General features: G+C 61.1%; 13 protein-coding genes. 8 read left to right on the top strand and 5 right to left on the bottom strand.

Features of this window, described 5'->3' with window-relative positions; translation table 11 throughout:
• The first annotated feature begins 12 nt into the window (after nucleotides 1-12).
• Together ASC96_RS31020 and ASC96_RS31015 are read left to right on the top strand one after the other, a co-directional pair.
• Nucleotides 13-1,035 carry a Fe(3+) ABC transporter substrate-binding protein gene (locus ASC96_RS31020; RefSeq protein WP_060506913.1) on the top strand — a complete coding sequence of 341 codons (1,023 nt, stop codon included), beginning with the start codon at nucleotides 13-15 and terminating at the stop codon, nucleotides 1,033-1,035.
• 149 nt (nucleotides 1,036-1,184) lie between these two features.
• On the top strand, nucleotides 1,185-2,759 hold the full coding sequence (locus tag ASC96_RS31015; RefSeq protein WP_060507034.1) for an iron ABC transporter permease: 1,575 nt from the start codon (nucleotides 1,185-1,187) through the stop codon (nucleotides 2,757-2,759).
• Between the two features lie 3 nt (nucleotides 2,760-2,762).
• Here the strand turns inward: ASC96_RS31015 and ASC96_RS31010 are convergent, their stop codons facing one another.
• Nucleotides 2,763-3,539, bottom strand: a complete 777-nt coding sequence (locus ASC96_RS31010) for a glutaredoxin (protein ID WP_060506912.1) — start codon at nucleotides 3,537-3,539, stop codon at nucleotides 2,763-2,765.
• Between the two features lie 58 nt (nucleotides 3,540-3,597).
• On the opposite strand from ASC96_RS31010, the gene ASC96_RS31005 reads away from it, so the two are divergent.
• The gene (locus ASC96_RS31005) at nucleotides 3,598-4,023 is read left to right on the top strand and encodes a MerR family DNA-binding protein (RefSeq protein ID WP_200956652.1); all 426 of its coding nucleotides are present in this window, start codon (nucleotides 3,598-3,600) and stop codon (nucleotides 4,021-4,023) included.
• Nucleotides 4,024-4,031: 8 nt separating this feature from the next.
• Here ASC96_RS31005 and ASC96_RS31000 read toward each other — a convergent pair whose 3' ends face one another.
• The 4 genes from ASC96_RS31000 to ASC96_RS30985 form a co-directional block, all read right to left on the bottom strand.
• Entirely contained in the window at nucleotides 4,032-4,997 is a 966-nt protein-coding gene (locus ASC96_RS31000) for a hypothetical protein (protein ID WP_060506910.1), read from the bottom strand.
• Nucleotides 4,994-5,611, bottom strand: coding sequence for a PAS domain-containing protein (locus ASC96_RS30995; RefSeq protein ID WP_060506909.1), 618 nt, complete (start codon nucleotides 5,609-5,611; stop codon nucleotides 4,994-4,996). Before ASC96_RS30995 ends, ASC96_RS31000 begins: the two co-directional genes overlap by 4 nt.
• A gap of 4 nt (nucleotides 5,612-5,615) precedes the next feature.
• Nucleotides 5,616-6,722 (bottom strand): aminotransferase class I/II-fold pyridoxal phosphate-dependent enzyme, encoded by a 1,107-nt coding sequence (locus ASC96_RS30990; RefSeq protein ID WP_060506908.1) that lies wholly within the window; start codon nucleotides 6,720-6,722, stop codon nucleotides 5,616-5,618.
• An 89-nt stretch (nucleotides 6,723-6,811) separates the two neighbouring features.
• Complete coding sequence (locus tag ASC96_RS30985; protein WP_060506907.1) at nucleotides 6,812-7,618, bottom strand: class I SAM-dependent methyltransferase; 807 nt, start codon at nucleotides 7,616-7,618, stop codon at nucleotides 6,812-6,814.
• 121 nt (nucleotides 7,619-7,739) lie between these two features.
• Here ASC96_RS30985 and ASC96_RS30980 point away from each other — a divergent pair, with 121 nt between their 5' ends.
• The 5 genes from ASC96_RS30980 (at nucleotide 7,740) to ASC96_RS30960 (ending at nucleotide 13,817) form a co-directional block, all read left to right on the top strand.
• Nucleotides 7,740-8,873: an ABC transporter substrate-binding protein gene (locus tag ASC96_RS30980; RefSeq protein WP_060506906.1), complete on the top strand. Its 1,134-nt coding sequence runs from the start codon at nucleotides 7,740-7,742 to the stop codon at nucleotides 8,871-8,873.
• 3 nt (nucleotides 8,874-8,876) lie between these two features.
• On the top strand, nucleotides 8,877-9,944 hold the full coding sequence (locus tag ASC96_RS30975; protein ID WP_060506905.1) for an iron ABC transporter permease: 1,068 nt from the start codon (nucleotides 8,877-8,879) through the stop codon (nucleotides 9,942-9,944).
• Nucleotides 9,938-10,693 (top strand): ABC transporter ATP-binding protein, encoded by a 756-nt coding sequence (locus tag ASC96_RS30970; protein WP_060506904.1) that lies wholly within the window; start codon nucleotides 9,938-9,940, stop codon nucleotides 10,691-10,693. Before ASC96_RS30975 ends, ASC96_RS30970 begins: the two co-directional genes overlap by 7 nt.
• A 334-nt stretch (nucleotides 10,694-11,027) precedes the next feature.
• Nucleotides 11,028-12,554: an ABC-F family ATP-binding cassette domain-containing protein gene (locus tag ASC96_RS30965; protein WP_060507032.1), complete on the top strand. Its 1,527-nt coding sequence runs from the start codon at nucleotides 11,028-11,030 to the stop codon at nucleotides 12,552-12,554.
• Between the two features lie 156 nt (nucleotides 12,555-12,710).
• Nucleotides 12,711-13,817, top strand: coding sequence for an HPP family protein (locus ASC96_RS30960; protein WP_060506903.1), 1,107 nt, complete (start codon nucleotides 12,711-12,713; stop codon nucleotides 13,815-13,817).
• The last annotated feature ends 17 nt before the right edge of the window (nucleotides 13,818-13,834 follow it).

Genomic DNA, 13,834 nt, shown 5'->3' with positions numbered 1-13,834 from the left:
TGGAGAGATTTAATGAACACGTCAAGCATCGCAAAATCCACCCTGTTTACGGCGTCATTGCTCCTCAGCACGAGCGCTGTCTCGGCTGCTGAACTCAACATCTACACGACCCGCGAGCCGGGCCTCATCCAGCCGCTGCTCGATTCTTTCACGGCCGCGACAGGCACCAAGGTCAACACGGTCTTCATGAAGGACGGCTTGGCTGAGCGCGTCGCCACCGAAGGCGCAAGCTCGCCGGCCGACATTCTGATGACCGTCGATGCCGGTAACCTGATCGATCTCGTCGAAAAGGGCATCACCCAGCCGGTCGAATCCACCGTTCTGACAGAATCGATTCCCGCGCAGCTGCGTGACGCCAGCGGCCACTGGTTCGCACTATCGATGCGCGCCCGCGTTATCTATGCGGCGAAGGACCTCGATCTCGCATCCGTCACCTATGAAGACCTGGCGGATCCGAAGTGGAAGGGCAAGATTTGCATTCGCTCCGGCCAGCACCCGTACAACACGGCCCTGTTTGCCGATCACATCGCCCATTACGGCGCCGAAGCCACTGAAAAGTGGCTGACGGGCCTGAAGGACAATCTGGCCCGCAAGGCAGCTGGTGGTGACCGCGACGGCGCCAAGGACATTCTCGGCGGCGTTTGCGATATCGCCATAGCCAATTCCTACTATGTTGGCTTGATGCGCTCCGGCAAGGGCGGCGAAGAGCAGGCCACCTGGGCCAATGCCATCAAGGTTGTTCTGCCGACGTTCAAGGACGGCGGTACGCAGGTCAACATCAGCGGCGCGGCGGTTGCGAAGAATGCGCCGAACAAGGCCGAGGCCGTCAAGCTTCTGGAATATCTCGTCTCCGACGAAGCCCAGAAGATCTACGCGGAAGCCAATTTCGAATATCCGGTCAAGGCCGGTGCAACGGTCGATCCGATTATCGCCTCGTTCGGTGAACTGAAGATCGATCCGAAGCCGCTGACGGAAATCGTCAGCCATCGCAAGCAGGCGAGCGAGTTGGTCGACAAGGTCGGCTTCGACAACTAAAGAACGGCAGGCGCCTGCGGTATCGCGGGCGCCTTTTCTTCTGACCAAAAGATGGATTTCAGCCGATGATCAGCGCCGCCCGAAGCTGGCCCGGAGGCCGCACCGGAGCCCGCTGGTTGCTTGGCGCAGGTGCTGTCGCCTGTCTGGTCATGCTGCCGATTTTCGCCCTGTTGCTGCAGGCGCTCCAGGGGTCGGCGGGGTTGTGGTCGCATCTTGCCGCCACCGTCTTGCCCGTGGCGTTGACGGACACCATCATTCTTCTCTGCGGCGTCGGCCTGATCACGGCCATTCTCGGGACATCCACGGCCTGGCTGGTCACGGCCTATGCCTTTCCCGGCCGCCGCGTCCTCGAATGGGCGCTGCTTTTGCCGCTAGCGGTTCCCACCTACATCATCGCCTATGCCTATCTCGATATTCTGCACCCGATCGGCTCGATGCAGGGGGCGATCCGCTGGCTGCTTGGCTATTCCAGCCCGCGGGAATTCCGCCTGCCGGATGTGCGCTCGATGACGGGCTGCATCCTGCTTCTGGGGTTCGTGCTCTATCCCTATGTCTATATCCCGACACGGGCGATGTTTCTGACCCAATCGGCCAATCTGATTGACGCCTCGCGCACGCTCGGCATTTCGCGCCGCGCCGTCTTCTGGCATGTCGCGCTGCCGCTGGCGCGCCCGGCAGTCGCCGTCGGGGTCAGTCTCGCCCTGATGGAAACGCTCAACGATGTCGGCGCATCCGAATTTCTCGGCGTGCGGACGCTGACCGTCTCGATCTACACCACCTGGATTACCCGCACCGATCTGCCGGGGGCTTCCCAGATCGCGCTGTCATTGCTGATGGTCGTGGTGGCGCTGGTGGCTTTTGAAAAATGGGCAAGGGGCAAACAGCGTTACTCGACCGGCGCGCAGCGCAGCCGCGCCTTCGAACCGCGCCGCGTCTCAACGGCAAAGGGGCTGGCGCTTTTTTCCGCCGGGCTCTTGCCGATCCTCATCGGTTTTGGCGCGCCCGCGATCTACCTTGTGAACGAGGCGTGGAAGCGCATCGAGTTTGCCGGGCTTTCCTCGCGGTTCCTCGACGAGGCTTTCAACACCATCGTCCTGGCATCGGCAGCCACGATCTTCACGGTTCTGTTCGGTCTGCTCGTCGCCTATGCCAGCCGCTTGCGGCCGGGTGCCGCGACGGCGTGGCTGCAGCGGCTTTCGACGCTCGGTTACGCAGCGCCCGGCACGGTTGTCGCCATCGGCGTCTTGATCGTGCTTGCCACGCTCGACGGTTTCATCGATCGCACGGCCACCGCCTGGTTCGGCGTATCGACAGGCTTGCTGTTCATCGGTTCGGGCGCCGCGCTGCTTTACGCCTATTCCGTCCGGTTCCTGGCCATCTCCGCCGGCGGCATTGATGCTGGGCTGGCGCGCATCCCGGTGTCCTTCGATCACGCGTCCCGCGTCCTTGGCCAATCGGCAGCCGGCACCTTCCGCCATGTGCATCTGCCGCTGTCGAAGGCGGCGATCACGGCGGCTGGTCTGCTGGTGTTCGTCGATTGCGTCAAGGAACTGCCCGCCACGCTGTTGCTGCGGCCGCTCAATGTCGAGACATTCGCGACACATCTGTATGGCGAGGCCGCGAGGGGCACCTATGAGGAGGCGTCCATCGCGGCTCTGGCCATCGTCGTCATCGGAATATTGCCGGTCATCCTGCTATCGCGGATGGGGCAGGCCCGCCACTAAGACTTACATGGTGTGGCCAATGCCGCTTCCGGTCAGGATCATCACCAGCATCCAGACCGCCATGGCGACCATCATCACGTTTTCCGTCAGCGAGACGAAGCCGAGCGGCACGTTGCTGTCGCCACCGACACAGGCGCATTTCAGTTCGCGCTTGTCGATATAGACGGCCTTGAACACCGAGACGGCCCCGATCGTGCCGATGAACAGTGCCACGGGGATCGAGATCCAGTTGAGCGCCCCGGCAATCATCAGGATACCGGCGCCCGCTTCTGCGAAAGGGTAGATATAGCTGTAGCGGACCCAGCGCTTGGCAAGCAGGTCATAGTTGAGGAACATCGTTGAGAAACTCTCGATGTTCTGCAGTTTCAGGATCGCCAGCACCGCCATGGTGAAGGCGATGAACCATTCAGCCGAGCGCACGGTGAAAATGCTGCCATAGGCGGCATAACTGGTTGCCAGCGCCATCAGCGCGGTGACGGCAAACACGGCGATCACGGGCCGGTAGGTCACTGCCTTCGGATCGCGGATCGTCTTGCCGAAATACCGGCGCAGGTCGTCATAGCCACCGATACGGGCTCCGTCGATAAAGGTTTGCGGTGTCGTCTGAACACCATGCTGCACCTTGAACGCGTCGGTCTGTTCCCGCGTCGTCAGCCAGCGATCATCAACCGTATAGCCCTGCTGTTCCAGAAGATCCTTGGCCTTCAGGCCGTAAGGGCAGGTGTGCTTGTCCATCACCATCCGGTAGAGAGTGGCGGTTTTCGATGTCTTGCCGGTCATATCGCAATCTTTCATTTCGCTTGGTTTGATCGATTGCAAGGACTATAACATCCGTACCATGGTACGGAGTCAAGCGATGAAAGAGACGACGATTGCAGGGCTGGCGCGTGAGGGCGGCGTTGGCGTCGAAACGGTGCGCTACTATCAGCGGCGCGGTCTGCTCGGCACGCCGCAACGCACCGGCGGCACCGGTCTGGGCGGCGGCATCCGGCGCTACGGCGAAGACGATATCCGCCGTCTGCGATTCATCCGGACTGCGCAAACGGCTGGTTTTACGCTCGACGAGATCGGCGAGCTGCTGGCGCTGGATGCCGGCGAGGACCGGCATCGTGCTCATACATTGGCGCGCGAGCGTATCGTTGCACTCGACGAGAAGATTGCCGAGCTGAGTGCTGCCCGTGCGTCGCTGCTCCGCCTTGCCGATGCTTGCGGCTCCACGTCAAAAGGCCCATGCCCGATCATCACGGCCTTCGACCTGGAGTGATGGGATCGTCAACGGTCTCGCGAACGCCTGTAGGTATCAAGGACCGAGTTTGCGATGGCGATATCCTGAACCGCGACGCCGGTGAGATCGGCAATGGTGATATCACCGGGATGGATCCGCCCCGCGGCCCTGCCACCCAGAACAGCTCCAAGTTCGGCGCAGGTGTCGGCGGAAATGTCTCCAGCCCGGAACGCGGTGGAAAATTCGCCATGGTCGAGAGATTGCGCAGCGCTGTCGCAGATGCGGCGGCTGGCCCGGGCCACCAGATCTGTCTCCAGTTCCTGCTTGCCGGGCGCATCAGCGCCGATTGCGGTAATGTGGGTGCCGGGCTGTATCCAGGCGTTGCGGATCAACGGCTCGCGTGAGGGCGTGGTCGTGATGATGATCTCGGCGCCACGGCAAAGGCGTTCCAGGTCGGAAGAGACGAGCACATCAATACCCTCGGCCTTGAGAGCATTCGCCGTTGCCCGCGCCTTGTCTTCCGAGCGTCCCCAGATCGTGAAGGAAAACGGCGTTCCCGGCATTGCCCGCTGCAGGCAGCGGGCCTGCCAGCGGGCCTGAATGCCGGTTCCGACGATTGCCACCCGCCGCGCATCCGGACGGCACAGCGCCCGGGTGGCGATGGCGCCGCCAAGGCCGGTGCGCAGGTCGGTCAGAAAACCTTCATCGAGCAGGATCGCTTCGAGAACGCCGGTTTCGGCGGACAGGACCAGCATCACCCCATTCGACGTCGGCAGGCCGATGGCCGGATTGCCGTAGAACCCGGCCGCGACCTTGACGACGAAGGACGGATCGCTGGCGATATGTCCATATTTGATATGGCAATCGCCATCCTTGTCGGGAAATGCGAGATAGCCGACCGGCGGCATCACGGCCCGGCCCTCGGACGCGGCTATATAACCTGCTTCGACGGCGGCAAGCGCATGGTCGAGATCGATCAAGGCTTCGATTTCCGGGCGGGAGAGAATGATCATTCGTCCGCCGACCGTTCCTGACTGAGATACTTGTAGACCGTTGCGCGGCCCATGCCGAGGATGCGGGAGATGTAGGCGGCTGAGTTTTTGCCGCCGAACGCGCCGTCGGCAGAAAGGTCCTTCACCACCTGCTGTTTCTGCTCGCGGGTGAGATCGGCGATGATCAGGCCGCGTGATCCTGTCCAGTTCTGGATGTATTCGTTGATGCGCTCATGCCAGTCCTCCTTGAACAGGCTGGCCGGCTTGGCATGATCGACGGGGATCGAGGCAAAGGCGCTCAATGTCTGCATCACCGCATGAAAATGCGAGACGTCGGCATTGATGCACATCACGGCTATCGGCCGCTCGCTGCTATCGCGCAGGATGATGCTGATCGACTTGATCCGGCGACCGTCCCAGTTGACCTTTTCATAGGGGCCGAGAAGACGCTCGGTTGGACGGAAATCGATCTCGTGCAGCAACGAAGGCTCGCCGATTTCGCGCTTTGAGAAATTGCCAGCAATATGCACCGCCGTCTCGGTTTCGAGATCGTGCAGCACGACCTCGACAAACGGCTGGAACAGCTGGGCTACACCATCGCAGACGGCCGCGTAAGAGGCGAGTTCGGGCTTCATCCCATCAGCCCCGCATGAAGTCCGCAAGGCGCTCGAGGCCTGCCTCCAGATGATGTTTCTGCGCGCCGATACCGATGCGGACATAGCCGTCGAGGCCGTAGACGTCGCCGGGCACCAGCATGACGCTCTTCTGCTCCCGCACCCGATCGACCAGCACCGAGGAGTTGATGTCCCTGTTGTAGCGGACAAATGCCATGCCGCCGGCGCGTGGGGGCAGGTAGGAAAACAGGTTGTTGTGCGCTTCGATCCAGGAGGTGAGCAGCGCCCGGTTCTCCCGCAGCAGATGGCGGCTGCGGGCCAGAATTTCGGCGCGCTTGGCGGGCTGCAGCACGATATTGGCGATATGTTCGCTGAGCGCCCCGGTGGTGATCGAGGTGTAGTCCTTGCGCTGCCAGGTGCCGTAGATTTCCTTGGCCGGACCGGTCAGCCAGCCAAGCCGCAAGCCCGGAAGCGCCATTGCCTTGGATAGGCCGGCGGTGACCACAGCCTTCTCGTAGAGGTCGGCGAAGCTGACGGTTTCTTCGGTGTCGAGTTCCGAGCCCTTGTAGATCTCGTCGGCATGCAGGTAGACGCCGTGTTCGCGGGCGATATCGACAAGCGCGTCCATCGTCTGGCGCGGCAACAGGCTGCCGGTCGGGTTGTTGGGATTGCACAGGCTGATCATCCTGGTTTTCGATGTCACGGCGGCGCGGACCTCGTCGAGATCCGGCAACCATCCCAGCTCCTCGCGCAGGACGATTTCCTTGACGGTGACACCGAGTGCCTTGGCCCAGCCGCGGATCTGCAGATAGTTCGGCACGAACAGCACCAGCTCGTCGCCGGGCTCCAAAAGGGTCATGACCAGAATGAAATTCGCTTCCGCCGAGCCATTGGTGACCATGACGTTGTCGCGGTCGCGACCCTTGTAGAGCCGGGCGATGGTGTCGCGCAATTCGACGCCGCCATTGGTCCAGCCGTAGCCGAGTTCGACCTCATGCAGGCCGAGCAGCTGGTCTGGCGTTAGCAGTTCCTTCAGCGAATAGGGATGGACGCCGCTGTCGGAGAGATTGAACTCCACCAGATTCTCGTAGAGCGACTGGATCCGTTCGAGCGTGAATTCCTCGATCTGCATGACTGGGCTTCTCCGTGATGGCTTTACAGCTCTGTATCACGAAGAACATGGACTATAAAGTACATAATAGAAAATTTGTCTACATCACCTCACGTGGGCTTTGTAGCCCGGATCGCATAACGATGTTGCGTCCCGCGGGCGAGCCCTTTGAGGATGTTCCAGTGCTTTGCCTGGGTGCGGTGGATCTCGCCCAGGTTGGTATCGATGACGATGTTTTCAAACCCGGCTCTGGCCAGCATGGCGGCCACGGCTTCGGCCCGTGCGCCTTGCGAGAAATAGACCCTGGAAATGATGCTGCGATGGGTCTCCATCATGCCGGGCGGAGCATGCAGTGGATCACTCTTCAGAAGACCGCAGCGCTGCCCCCAGCCGGCGGCTTTCATCAGCATCCGTTCGAACAGGGTCGTGTTGACGAAATCGCCGTCGATCACCAGCAATGTCCCGCCGGGTTTTAGCACCCGCAACCATTCGGTAAAGGCGTTGGCCGGATCGACCAGCGTCCAGACCAGATGCCGGTTGATGATCGCGTCAAAGTGATCGTCCGGCTCCATGGTGTTCTCCGCGTCGCCGATGCGGAAAGTAATGTTGCGGGAGCGGATTTTCGCCTTGTTGCGGGCGCGCTCCAGCATCGGTTCGGCCCAATCGAGGCCGGTCACCTTGAAGCCGAGATCGTCCATCAGGTGCGAAACGACGCCCGTGCCGCTGGCAAGATCCAGGGCGGCGCGGCCTTTGCCCTCGCCAAGGTGTTTTACGATCAGCCGATGCCAGGCGGCACGTTCTTCCTCGGAAAAAATCTCGTGTCCCGGCGATTGATCGAAGGTTTCGGCGCGCACCGACCAATAGGCCTTGATCTCGTCGCGCAGGTCATAGTTCGAGAGACGGGGCGTGTCGGTCATATTGGCCTACCTTGGATGAAGTATGAGCGAATGCTTTCTGGAAAGCTTCTAAAAGATAAAACTTGACTGTCAATATCATGATAACTACGAAACGCGCAGTTCCCCGATGGAGTAGATAACGATGGGTATGTTTGGCAAGGCGGCCTTGGTCGCCGTGGGTTTCTGCGCGCTTTTTTCCAGCACGGTGCTGGCCGGTGAAAAGGTTGTCATCAAGGACATAACCGGCCGTGATGTCGAGGTCAGCGTCCCCGTCGAGAATGTCATTCTCGGTGAAGGCCGCCAGATCTATTTCGTCGCCGCTCTGGATCGGGAAGCGCCGTTCAAGCGCGTCGTCGGCTGGCGGGACGACCTGTCCAAGGCTGACCCGGAAAGCTATGATGCCTACCTCGCCAAATACCCTGAAATGGCAAAGCTGCCGACATTCGGCGGCATGAAGGATGGCACGTTCGATATCGAGCAGGCTGTTTCACTGAAGCCCGATGTCATCATCATGAACCTCGATGCGAAAACCTCGACCGAAGAGGCCGGCTATATCGAAAAGCTGGGCAAGGTCGGCATCCCGCTCGTCTATATCGACTTCCGCGAAAAGCCGATGGAAAACACCGAAGCCAGCATGCGGATCATGGGCAAGCTGCTCGGCCAGGAAACGAAGGCCGAGGACTTCATCAAGTTCCGCGCCGACAGCATCGCCAAGGTAACCGACGTGCTGGCCAAGACCGACCTGGTCCGCCCGGTCGTCTTCGTCGAGCGCGCCGGCGGCTATTCCGACGATTGCTGCATGTCGTTCGGCAACGAGAATTTCGGCAAGATGGTCGAAATCGCCGGCGGCACGAATATGGCCAAGGACATTATCCCGGGCACGTTCGGCGCGGTCAATCCGGAACAGATCATCGCCTCCAATCCCGATCAGGTCATCATCACCGGCGGCAATTGGCAGGGTTATGTTCCCGGTGGCAACTGGGTCGGCGTCGGCTATGGTGCCGATCTGAGCGAGGCGCATCGCAAGCTCGAGAACCTGACCAAGCGTCCGGCATTCACCGGTATCAAAGCGGTCAAGGACGGCAATGTGCACGCCATCTGGCACCAGTTCTACAACAACCCGTACCAGTTCGTAGCGATCCAGGAGATTGCCAAGTGGCTGCATCCGGAACTGTTCAAGGACCTCGATCCGGAAGCCACATTCAAGGAACTGCATGCACGCTTCCTGCCGCTGGACTACAAGCCCGGCTATTTCGTCTCCCTGAAGGACGAATAACCGATGGCCGTCGCTGCCGAACAGCTCGAAACGACAACAGGGCGCGCGCAATACCGCGCCCTGGCTTTGCGCCGGATCGTGCTGATCTGCGGCATGGTCGCAGCTCTCTTCCTCAGCATGTCGATCGACATGGCGCTGGGGCCGGCCAATTACACCCTGAAAGAGGTGCTGACGTCGTTGTTTTATGCTGACTCGGTCAGCGATCAGTTGCGTGTCGTCATCTGGGATATCCGCATGCCCATCGCGCTGATGGCGGTCACCGTCGGCGCATCGCTCTCCGTCGCGGGCGCGCAGATGCAAACTATTCTCGCCAATCCACTGGCGAGCCCCTTTACCCTCGGGATTTCCGCTGCCGCCGGATTTGGCGCAGCACTTGGCCTCGTCGGCGGCGTGGCGCTGTTTCCGGCCGCCGTGCAGTTCATGATCCCGATCAATGCCTTCCTGATGGCGATGGCCGCGGCGCTGTTCATCCACTTCGCTTCCACCATGCGCGGCGTGACTGTCGAAACCATCGTGCTGCTCGGCATTGCGCTGGTCTTTACCTTCAATGCGCTGCTGTCGCTGCTTGAATATCTGGCGTCTGAACAGGCGCTGGCCGCCGTCGTCTTCTGGACCATGGGCAGCCTCACCAAAGCGACGTGGCCGAAGGTCTGGATCACCGGTGCGGTGCTCCTGTTCGCGTTGCCGCTGTTTGCCCGCCAGGCCTGGGCGTTGACCGCTTTGCGGCTCGGCGAAGACAAGGCCGCAAGCCTTGGCATCAATGTGCGCGGTCTGCGGCTGCAGACGATGATGACGGTCAGCCTGCTGGCTGCCATCCCGGTTTCCTTCGTCGGCACCATCGGGTTCGTCGGCCTGGTCGGCCCGCATATCGCCCGCATGCTGGTCGGCGAAGACCAGCGGTTCTTCCTGCCCGCGTCCGTGCTTTGCGGGGCGTTGCTTCTGTCGGCAACGTCCGTCGTGTCGAAGACGCTCATTCCCGGTGCCATCCTGCCGATCGGGGTCATTACCGCGCTGGTCGGCGTACCGTTCTTCTTCATCCTGATCTTCACCAATCGGAGGCGGGCATGGTAGGTCTGGCACTCAAGGGCGTCGGCGCCAAATACGGCAAGCACGTCGTGCTATCGAACGTCGATACCGATGTCCTCAACGGCGGTGTCATGACCGCCGTGATCGGCCCGAATGCAGCGGGCAAATCCACCTTGTTCAAGCGTATCGCTGGACTCGCTTCTGGTCCGGGGACAGTGGTCCTGTCCGATACGCTGAAAGGCCCGGAAACCATCTGCTACATGCCGCAGGATACCGGCGCCAATGCCGTTCTGACGGTCTACGAATCCGTACTTTTGGCTAGCAAGCAAGGTTCGAGCTGGAAGGTGCGCGATAGCGAACTTCTGGAAATCGACCGTATCCTGCAGGCCCTGCGGATCGACGACCTTGCGTTTCGCGGTCTCGGCGAACTGTCCGGCGGCCAGCGGCAACTCGTTTCCATCGCGCAGGCTCTTGTCCGCAAGCCGGAAATCCTCCTGATGGATGAACCGACCTCGGCGCTGGATCTTTTCCGGCAGATCGAAGTGCTGGGGTTCATGCGATCGCTGGCGGCAAAATCCGGCATGTCGGTGCTGATCGCCCTGCACGATCTCAATCATGCGCTGCGCTATTGCGACAATACTATCGTCATCGCCAACGGTGCGATGGTGGCGAGCGGCCCCACCGGCGATGTCATCACCGGAACGATGTTGCGCGATATCTACCGGGTCGAGGCGCGGGTCGAGACGTGCTCTCACGGCAAGCCCGTCGTCATCGTCGATCACTCCATCCTCTGACCGGTTCAATTTTCAACGCCTGCATCGCGGGACGATTGCGAATTCTAGAATCGGGTGTTATGAGAGACGCCTATCGAGAAAGGAGGGCTGCGCAATGATTACATTTTTCCGGCACCATCGCCAGCGTGGCCCCGTCAACGCCCTGCAAATGCGTTTGCAGGGCTGACCAAAGTCCGTTTCTCTTAAAAACCGCCTTCTGGTCTGCCCTTCGTGGCCCTGTAGCGCCGAGCCTATGGTTCGAGCGCCTGCGTTTTTCTACCCGCCGCGCGCATCGCATCGATGATGGCTTGAGAGCCCTCGATGGATGTCTGTGCGGCAAGACCAGAGACTGATCATGACCCTTATCAATATCCGCAATCTCGGCATCGTGCTGGGCAACCCGCTGTTTTCCAAACTCAACCTCGTCGTCAATGCTGGCGACCGCATCGGCCTCGTTGCCGCTAATGGCCGCGGAAAGTCGACACTGTTTCGCTGCATTTCCGGCATGCTCGAGGCCAACGAGGGAGAGATCACCAAATCGCGCGGCCTGACGGTCGGCTATGTTGAACAGAACGTCCCGTCTCGCCTGTTCGATCTGCCCTTCTATGCGGCCGTTCTGGACGCGCTATCGGCTGATCAGCAGGAAAGCGAGAGCTGGCGTGTCGATGTGGTGCTGGAGGAACTCGATGTGCCGGAGGCCCTTCGGCAGAGGCCTTTGAACCAGTTGAGTGGCGGATGGCAGCGTATTGCCATGCTCGCCCGCGTCTGGGTGGCCGAGCCTGATGTCCTAATGCTCGACGAGCCGACCAACCATCTCGACCTCGGCAAGATCGCCATGCTCGAAGCCTGGCTGAATGCGCTGCCGCGCGACGTGCCGGTCATCATCGCCAGTCATGACAGGGCCTTCCTCGACACTGTGACGAACCGGACGCTCTTTCTTCGCACCGAGCAATCGCAGATCTTTCCGCTGCCCTACACACGGGCGCGGGTTGCGCTGGACGAGGCTGACGCTGCCGATGCGCGCCGCTATCAACGCGATATCAAGGTCGCCGATCAATTGCGCAAGCAGGCGGCCAAACTCAACAATATCGGCATCAATTCCGGCAGCGATCTGCTGGTGGTCAAGACCAAGCAGCTCAAGCAGCGGGCGGACAAGCTCGAGGATGCCGCCAAGCCCGCGCATCTGGAGCGCTCAGCCGGGGCGATCAGGCTCGCCAATCGCGGCACGCATGCCAAGGTGCTGATCACGCTGGAGGATGCGCCGGTTCAGACGCCGGATGGCACCGTGCTGTTCAGGACCGGCAAGCAGTTCGTCTGCCAGGGCGACCGGATCGTTCTGCTCGGCGCCAACGGCGCCGGAAAGACCCGCCTTGTTTCGATGTTGCGCAAGGCAATCGAACAGCCTGATGTGGCGCAGGAGGGCATCAAGGCGACGCCGTCGCTGGTGCTCGGCTATGGCGATCAGGCGCTGGCCGACCTGCGCGACAGCGACACGCCGATGGGAACGGTCATCCGCCGTTTTGATATCGGCGACCAGCGGGCGCGGGCGCTTTTGGCCGGAGCCGGCATGTCCGTCGAGCTTCAGGGCCGGCCAATAAGCCAGCTGTCCGGTGGCCAGAAGGCACGGCTCGGCATGCTGATCCTGCGGCTGACCAATCCCAATTTCTACCTGCTCGACGAACCGACCAACCATCTGGATATCGACGGTCAGGAAGCGCTGGAAGGGGAACTGATGGCGCATCAGGCGAGCTGCCTGTTCGTCTCGCACGACCGCAGCTTTGTTCGCGCGGTCGGTAACCGGTTCTGGCTGATCGACAAGAAGAAGCTGATCGAGGTCGACAGTCCGGAAGGCTTCTTCGCCGAAGCGGCCAAGCAGAACTAGGTGGGTGTGGGCAGCCGGGAAACCGGCTGCCCGCACGATACGGGAAGGGCTGCCGCCGTTTTGGCCGTTGCGCTTTGCGTGTGATTTTTCTATAGCCGGGGAGCGGGATGGTGCGCGCCTATCCCGATCCGATCTGTCCGCGTGTCCGGTTCCCCGATGTCCCATCCTCAAAAGCCAGTGCCGGACGGCCGTTTTCGCATCTTCGCACCCATCCTGGCCGGCGCCACGTTGCGCGAGCGGCTTATCGCCTGCATCGGTGCGCTGATCGGTATCGGTTTGACCGGCCTGATCAGCAGTTATCTGCTCGGGCAGGGGCCGCATCTGCCGTTGATCGTGGCGCCGATGGGCGCTTCGGCCGTTCTGTTGTTTGCTGTACCGGCAAGCCCCTTGGCGCAGCCATGGTCGATCATCGGCGGCAATACGATTTCGGCGCTGGTGGGTATCCTGACTGCCTCCGTGATTCATGATCCGGTGATTGCTTCCGGTGTAGGCGTATCGCTCGCCATCGCTGCGATGTCATTGACACGCTGCCTTCATCCGCCTGGTGGCGCGGCAGCGCTGACCGCCGTGCTCGGCGGGCCGGTCGTTGCCGGTTGGGGGCTGTTGTTTCCGTTCGTGCCGGTCGGCCTCAATTCCTGCATTCTTGTGGCGCTGGGCTTGCTGTTTCATAAGCTCGGCCGGCGCAACTACCCGCATGTTGCTGCCATCGCTGCAGTCAACACGCACCAGACTGCAGATTTGCCCGCGTCGCTGCGTGTCGGCTTCCGCGAGGAAGATCTCGACGCAGCCCTTGCCGCGTTCGACGAAACCTTTGACATCGACCGGGGTGATCTCAGCCGCCTGCTGCAGCAGGTCGAACTTCAGGCAACCATCCGCGCGCATGGTGATATCAGTTGTGCGGATATCATGTCGCGCGACGTCATTTCGATTGGCGCACAGGCCAACCCAGCCGAGGCGCGCGAGCTTCTCTTGAAGCACAATATCCGGACGTTGCCGGTGAAGGACGAGAACGGCCGTCTGGCCGGGACCGTTGGTTTGCGTGAACTCTCAAGAGGAGATGATCACGTCGGCAATATCCTGTCGAAAGCTGCGACCGCATCGGAAAGTGATCTGGCATTTTCATTGTTGCCGGTCCTGACCGACGGGCATGCTCACGCCGTCATCGTGATCGACAGCGAGCAGCGCATTGTCGGCCTGATCTCCCAGACCGATCTTTTGAGCGCGGCAGCACGCGCCTTACCGGCCAGCCGCGCCACGATTTGAGGTCTGGCTCTGATCGC

The sequence above is a fragment of the Rhizobium sp. Root1204 genome (genome assembly GCF_001424965.1).
In the GTDB taxonomy this organism is placed as follows: Bacteria; Pseudomonadota; Alphaproteobacteria; order Rhizobiales; family Rhizobiaceae; genus Pararhizobium.
The sequence above is the reverse complement of the archived record's forward strand: the minus strand, read 5'-3'. Positions and strand labels throughout refer to the sequence as shown.

Excerpts from the sequence above, each read along its gene's own strand:
- ASC96_RS31020 (WP_060506913.1), top strand. The coding sequence starts at position 13 with ATGAACACGTCAAGCATCGCAAAATCCACCCTGTTTACGGCGTCATTG.
- ASC96_RS31015 (WP_060507034.1), top strand. The coding sequence starts at position 1,185 with ATGCTGCCGATTTTCGCCCTGTTGCTGCAGGCGCTCCAGGGGTCGGCG.
- ASC96_RS31010 (WP_060506912.1), bottom strand. The coding sequence starts at position 3,539 with ATGACCGGCAAGACATCGAAAACCGCCACTCTCTACCGGATGGTGATG.
- ASC96_RS31005 (WP_200956652.1), top strand. The coding sequence starts at position 3,598 with ATGGTACGGAGTCAAGCGATGAAAGAGACGACGATTGCAGGGCTGGCG.
- ASC96_RS31000 (WP_060506910.1), bottom strand. The coding sequence starts at position 4,997 with ATGATCATTCTCTCCCGCCCGGAAATCGAAGCCTTGATCGATCTCGAC.
- ASC96_RS30995 (WP_060506909.1), bottom strand. The coding sequence starts at position 5,611 with ATGAAGCCCGAACTCGCCTCTTACGCGGCCGTCTGCGATGGTGTAGCC.
- ASC96_RS30990 (WP_060506908.1), bottom strand. The coding sequence starts at position 6,722 with ATGCAGATCGAGGAATTCACGCTCGAACGGATCCAGTCGCTCTACGAG.
- ASC96_RS30985 (WP_060506907.1), bottom strand. The coding sequence starts at position 7,618 with ATGACCGACACGCCCCGTCTCTCGAACTATGACCTGCGCGACGAGATC.
- ASC96_RS30980 (WP_060506906.1), top strand. The coding sequence starts at position 7,740 with ATGGGTATGTTTGGCAAGGCGGCCTTGGTCGCCGTGGGTTTCTGCGCG.
- ASC96_RS30975 (WP_060506905.1), top strand. The coding sequence starts at position 8,877 with ATGGCCGTCGCTGCCGAACAGCTCGAAACGACAACAGGGCGCGCGCAA.
- ASC96_RS30970 (WP_060506904.1), top strand. The coding sequence starts at position 9,938 with ATGGTAGGTCTGGCACTCAAGGGCGTCGGCGCCAAATACGGCAAGCAC.
- ASC96_RS30965 (WP_060507032.1), top strand. The coding sequence starts at position 11,028 with ATGACCCTTATCAATATCCGCAATCTCGGCATCGTGCTGGGCAACCCG.
- ASC96_RS30960 (WP_060506903.1), top strand. The coding sequence starts at position 12,711 with ATGTCCCATCCTCAAAAGCCAGTGCCGGACGGCCGTTTTCGCATCTTC.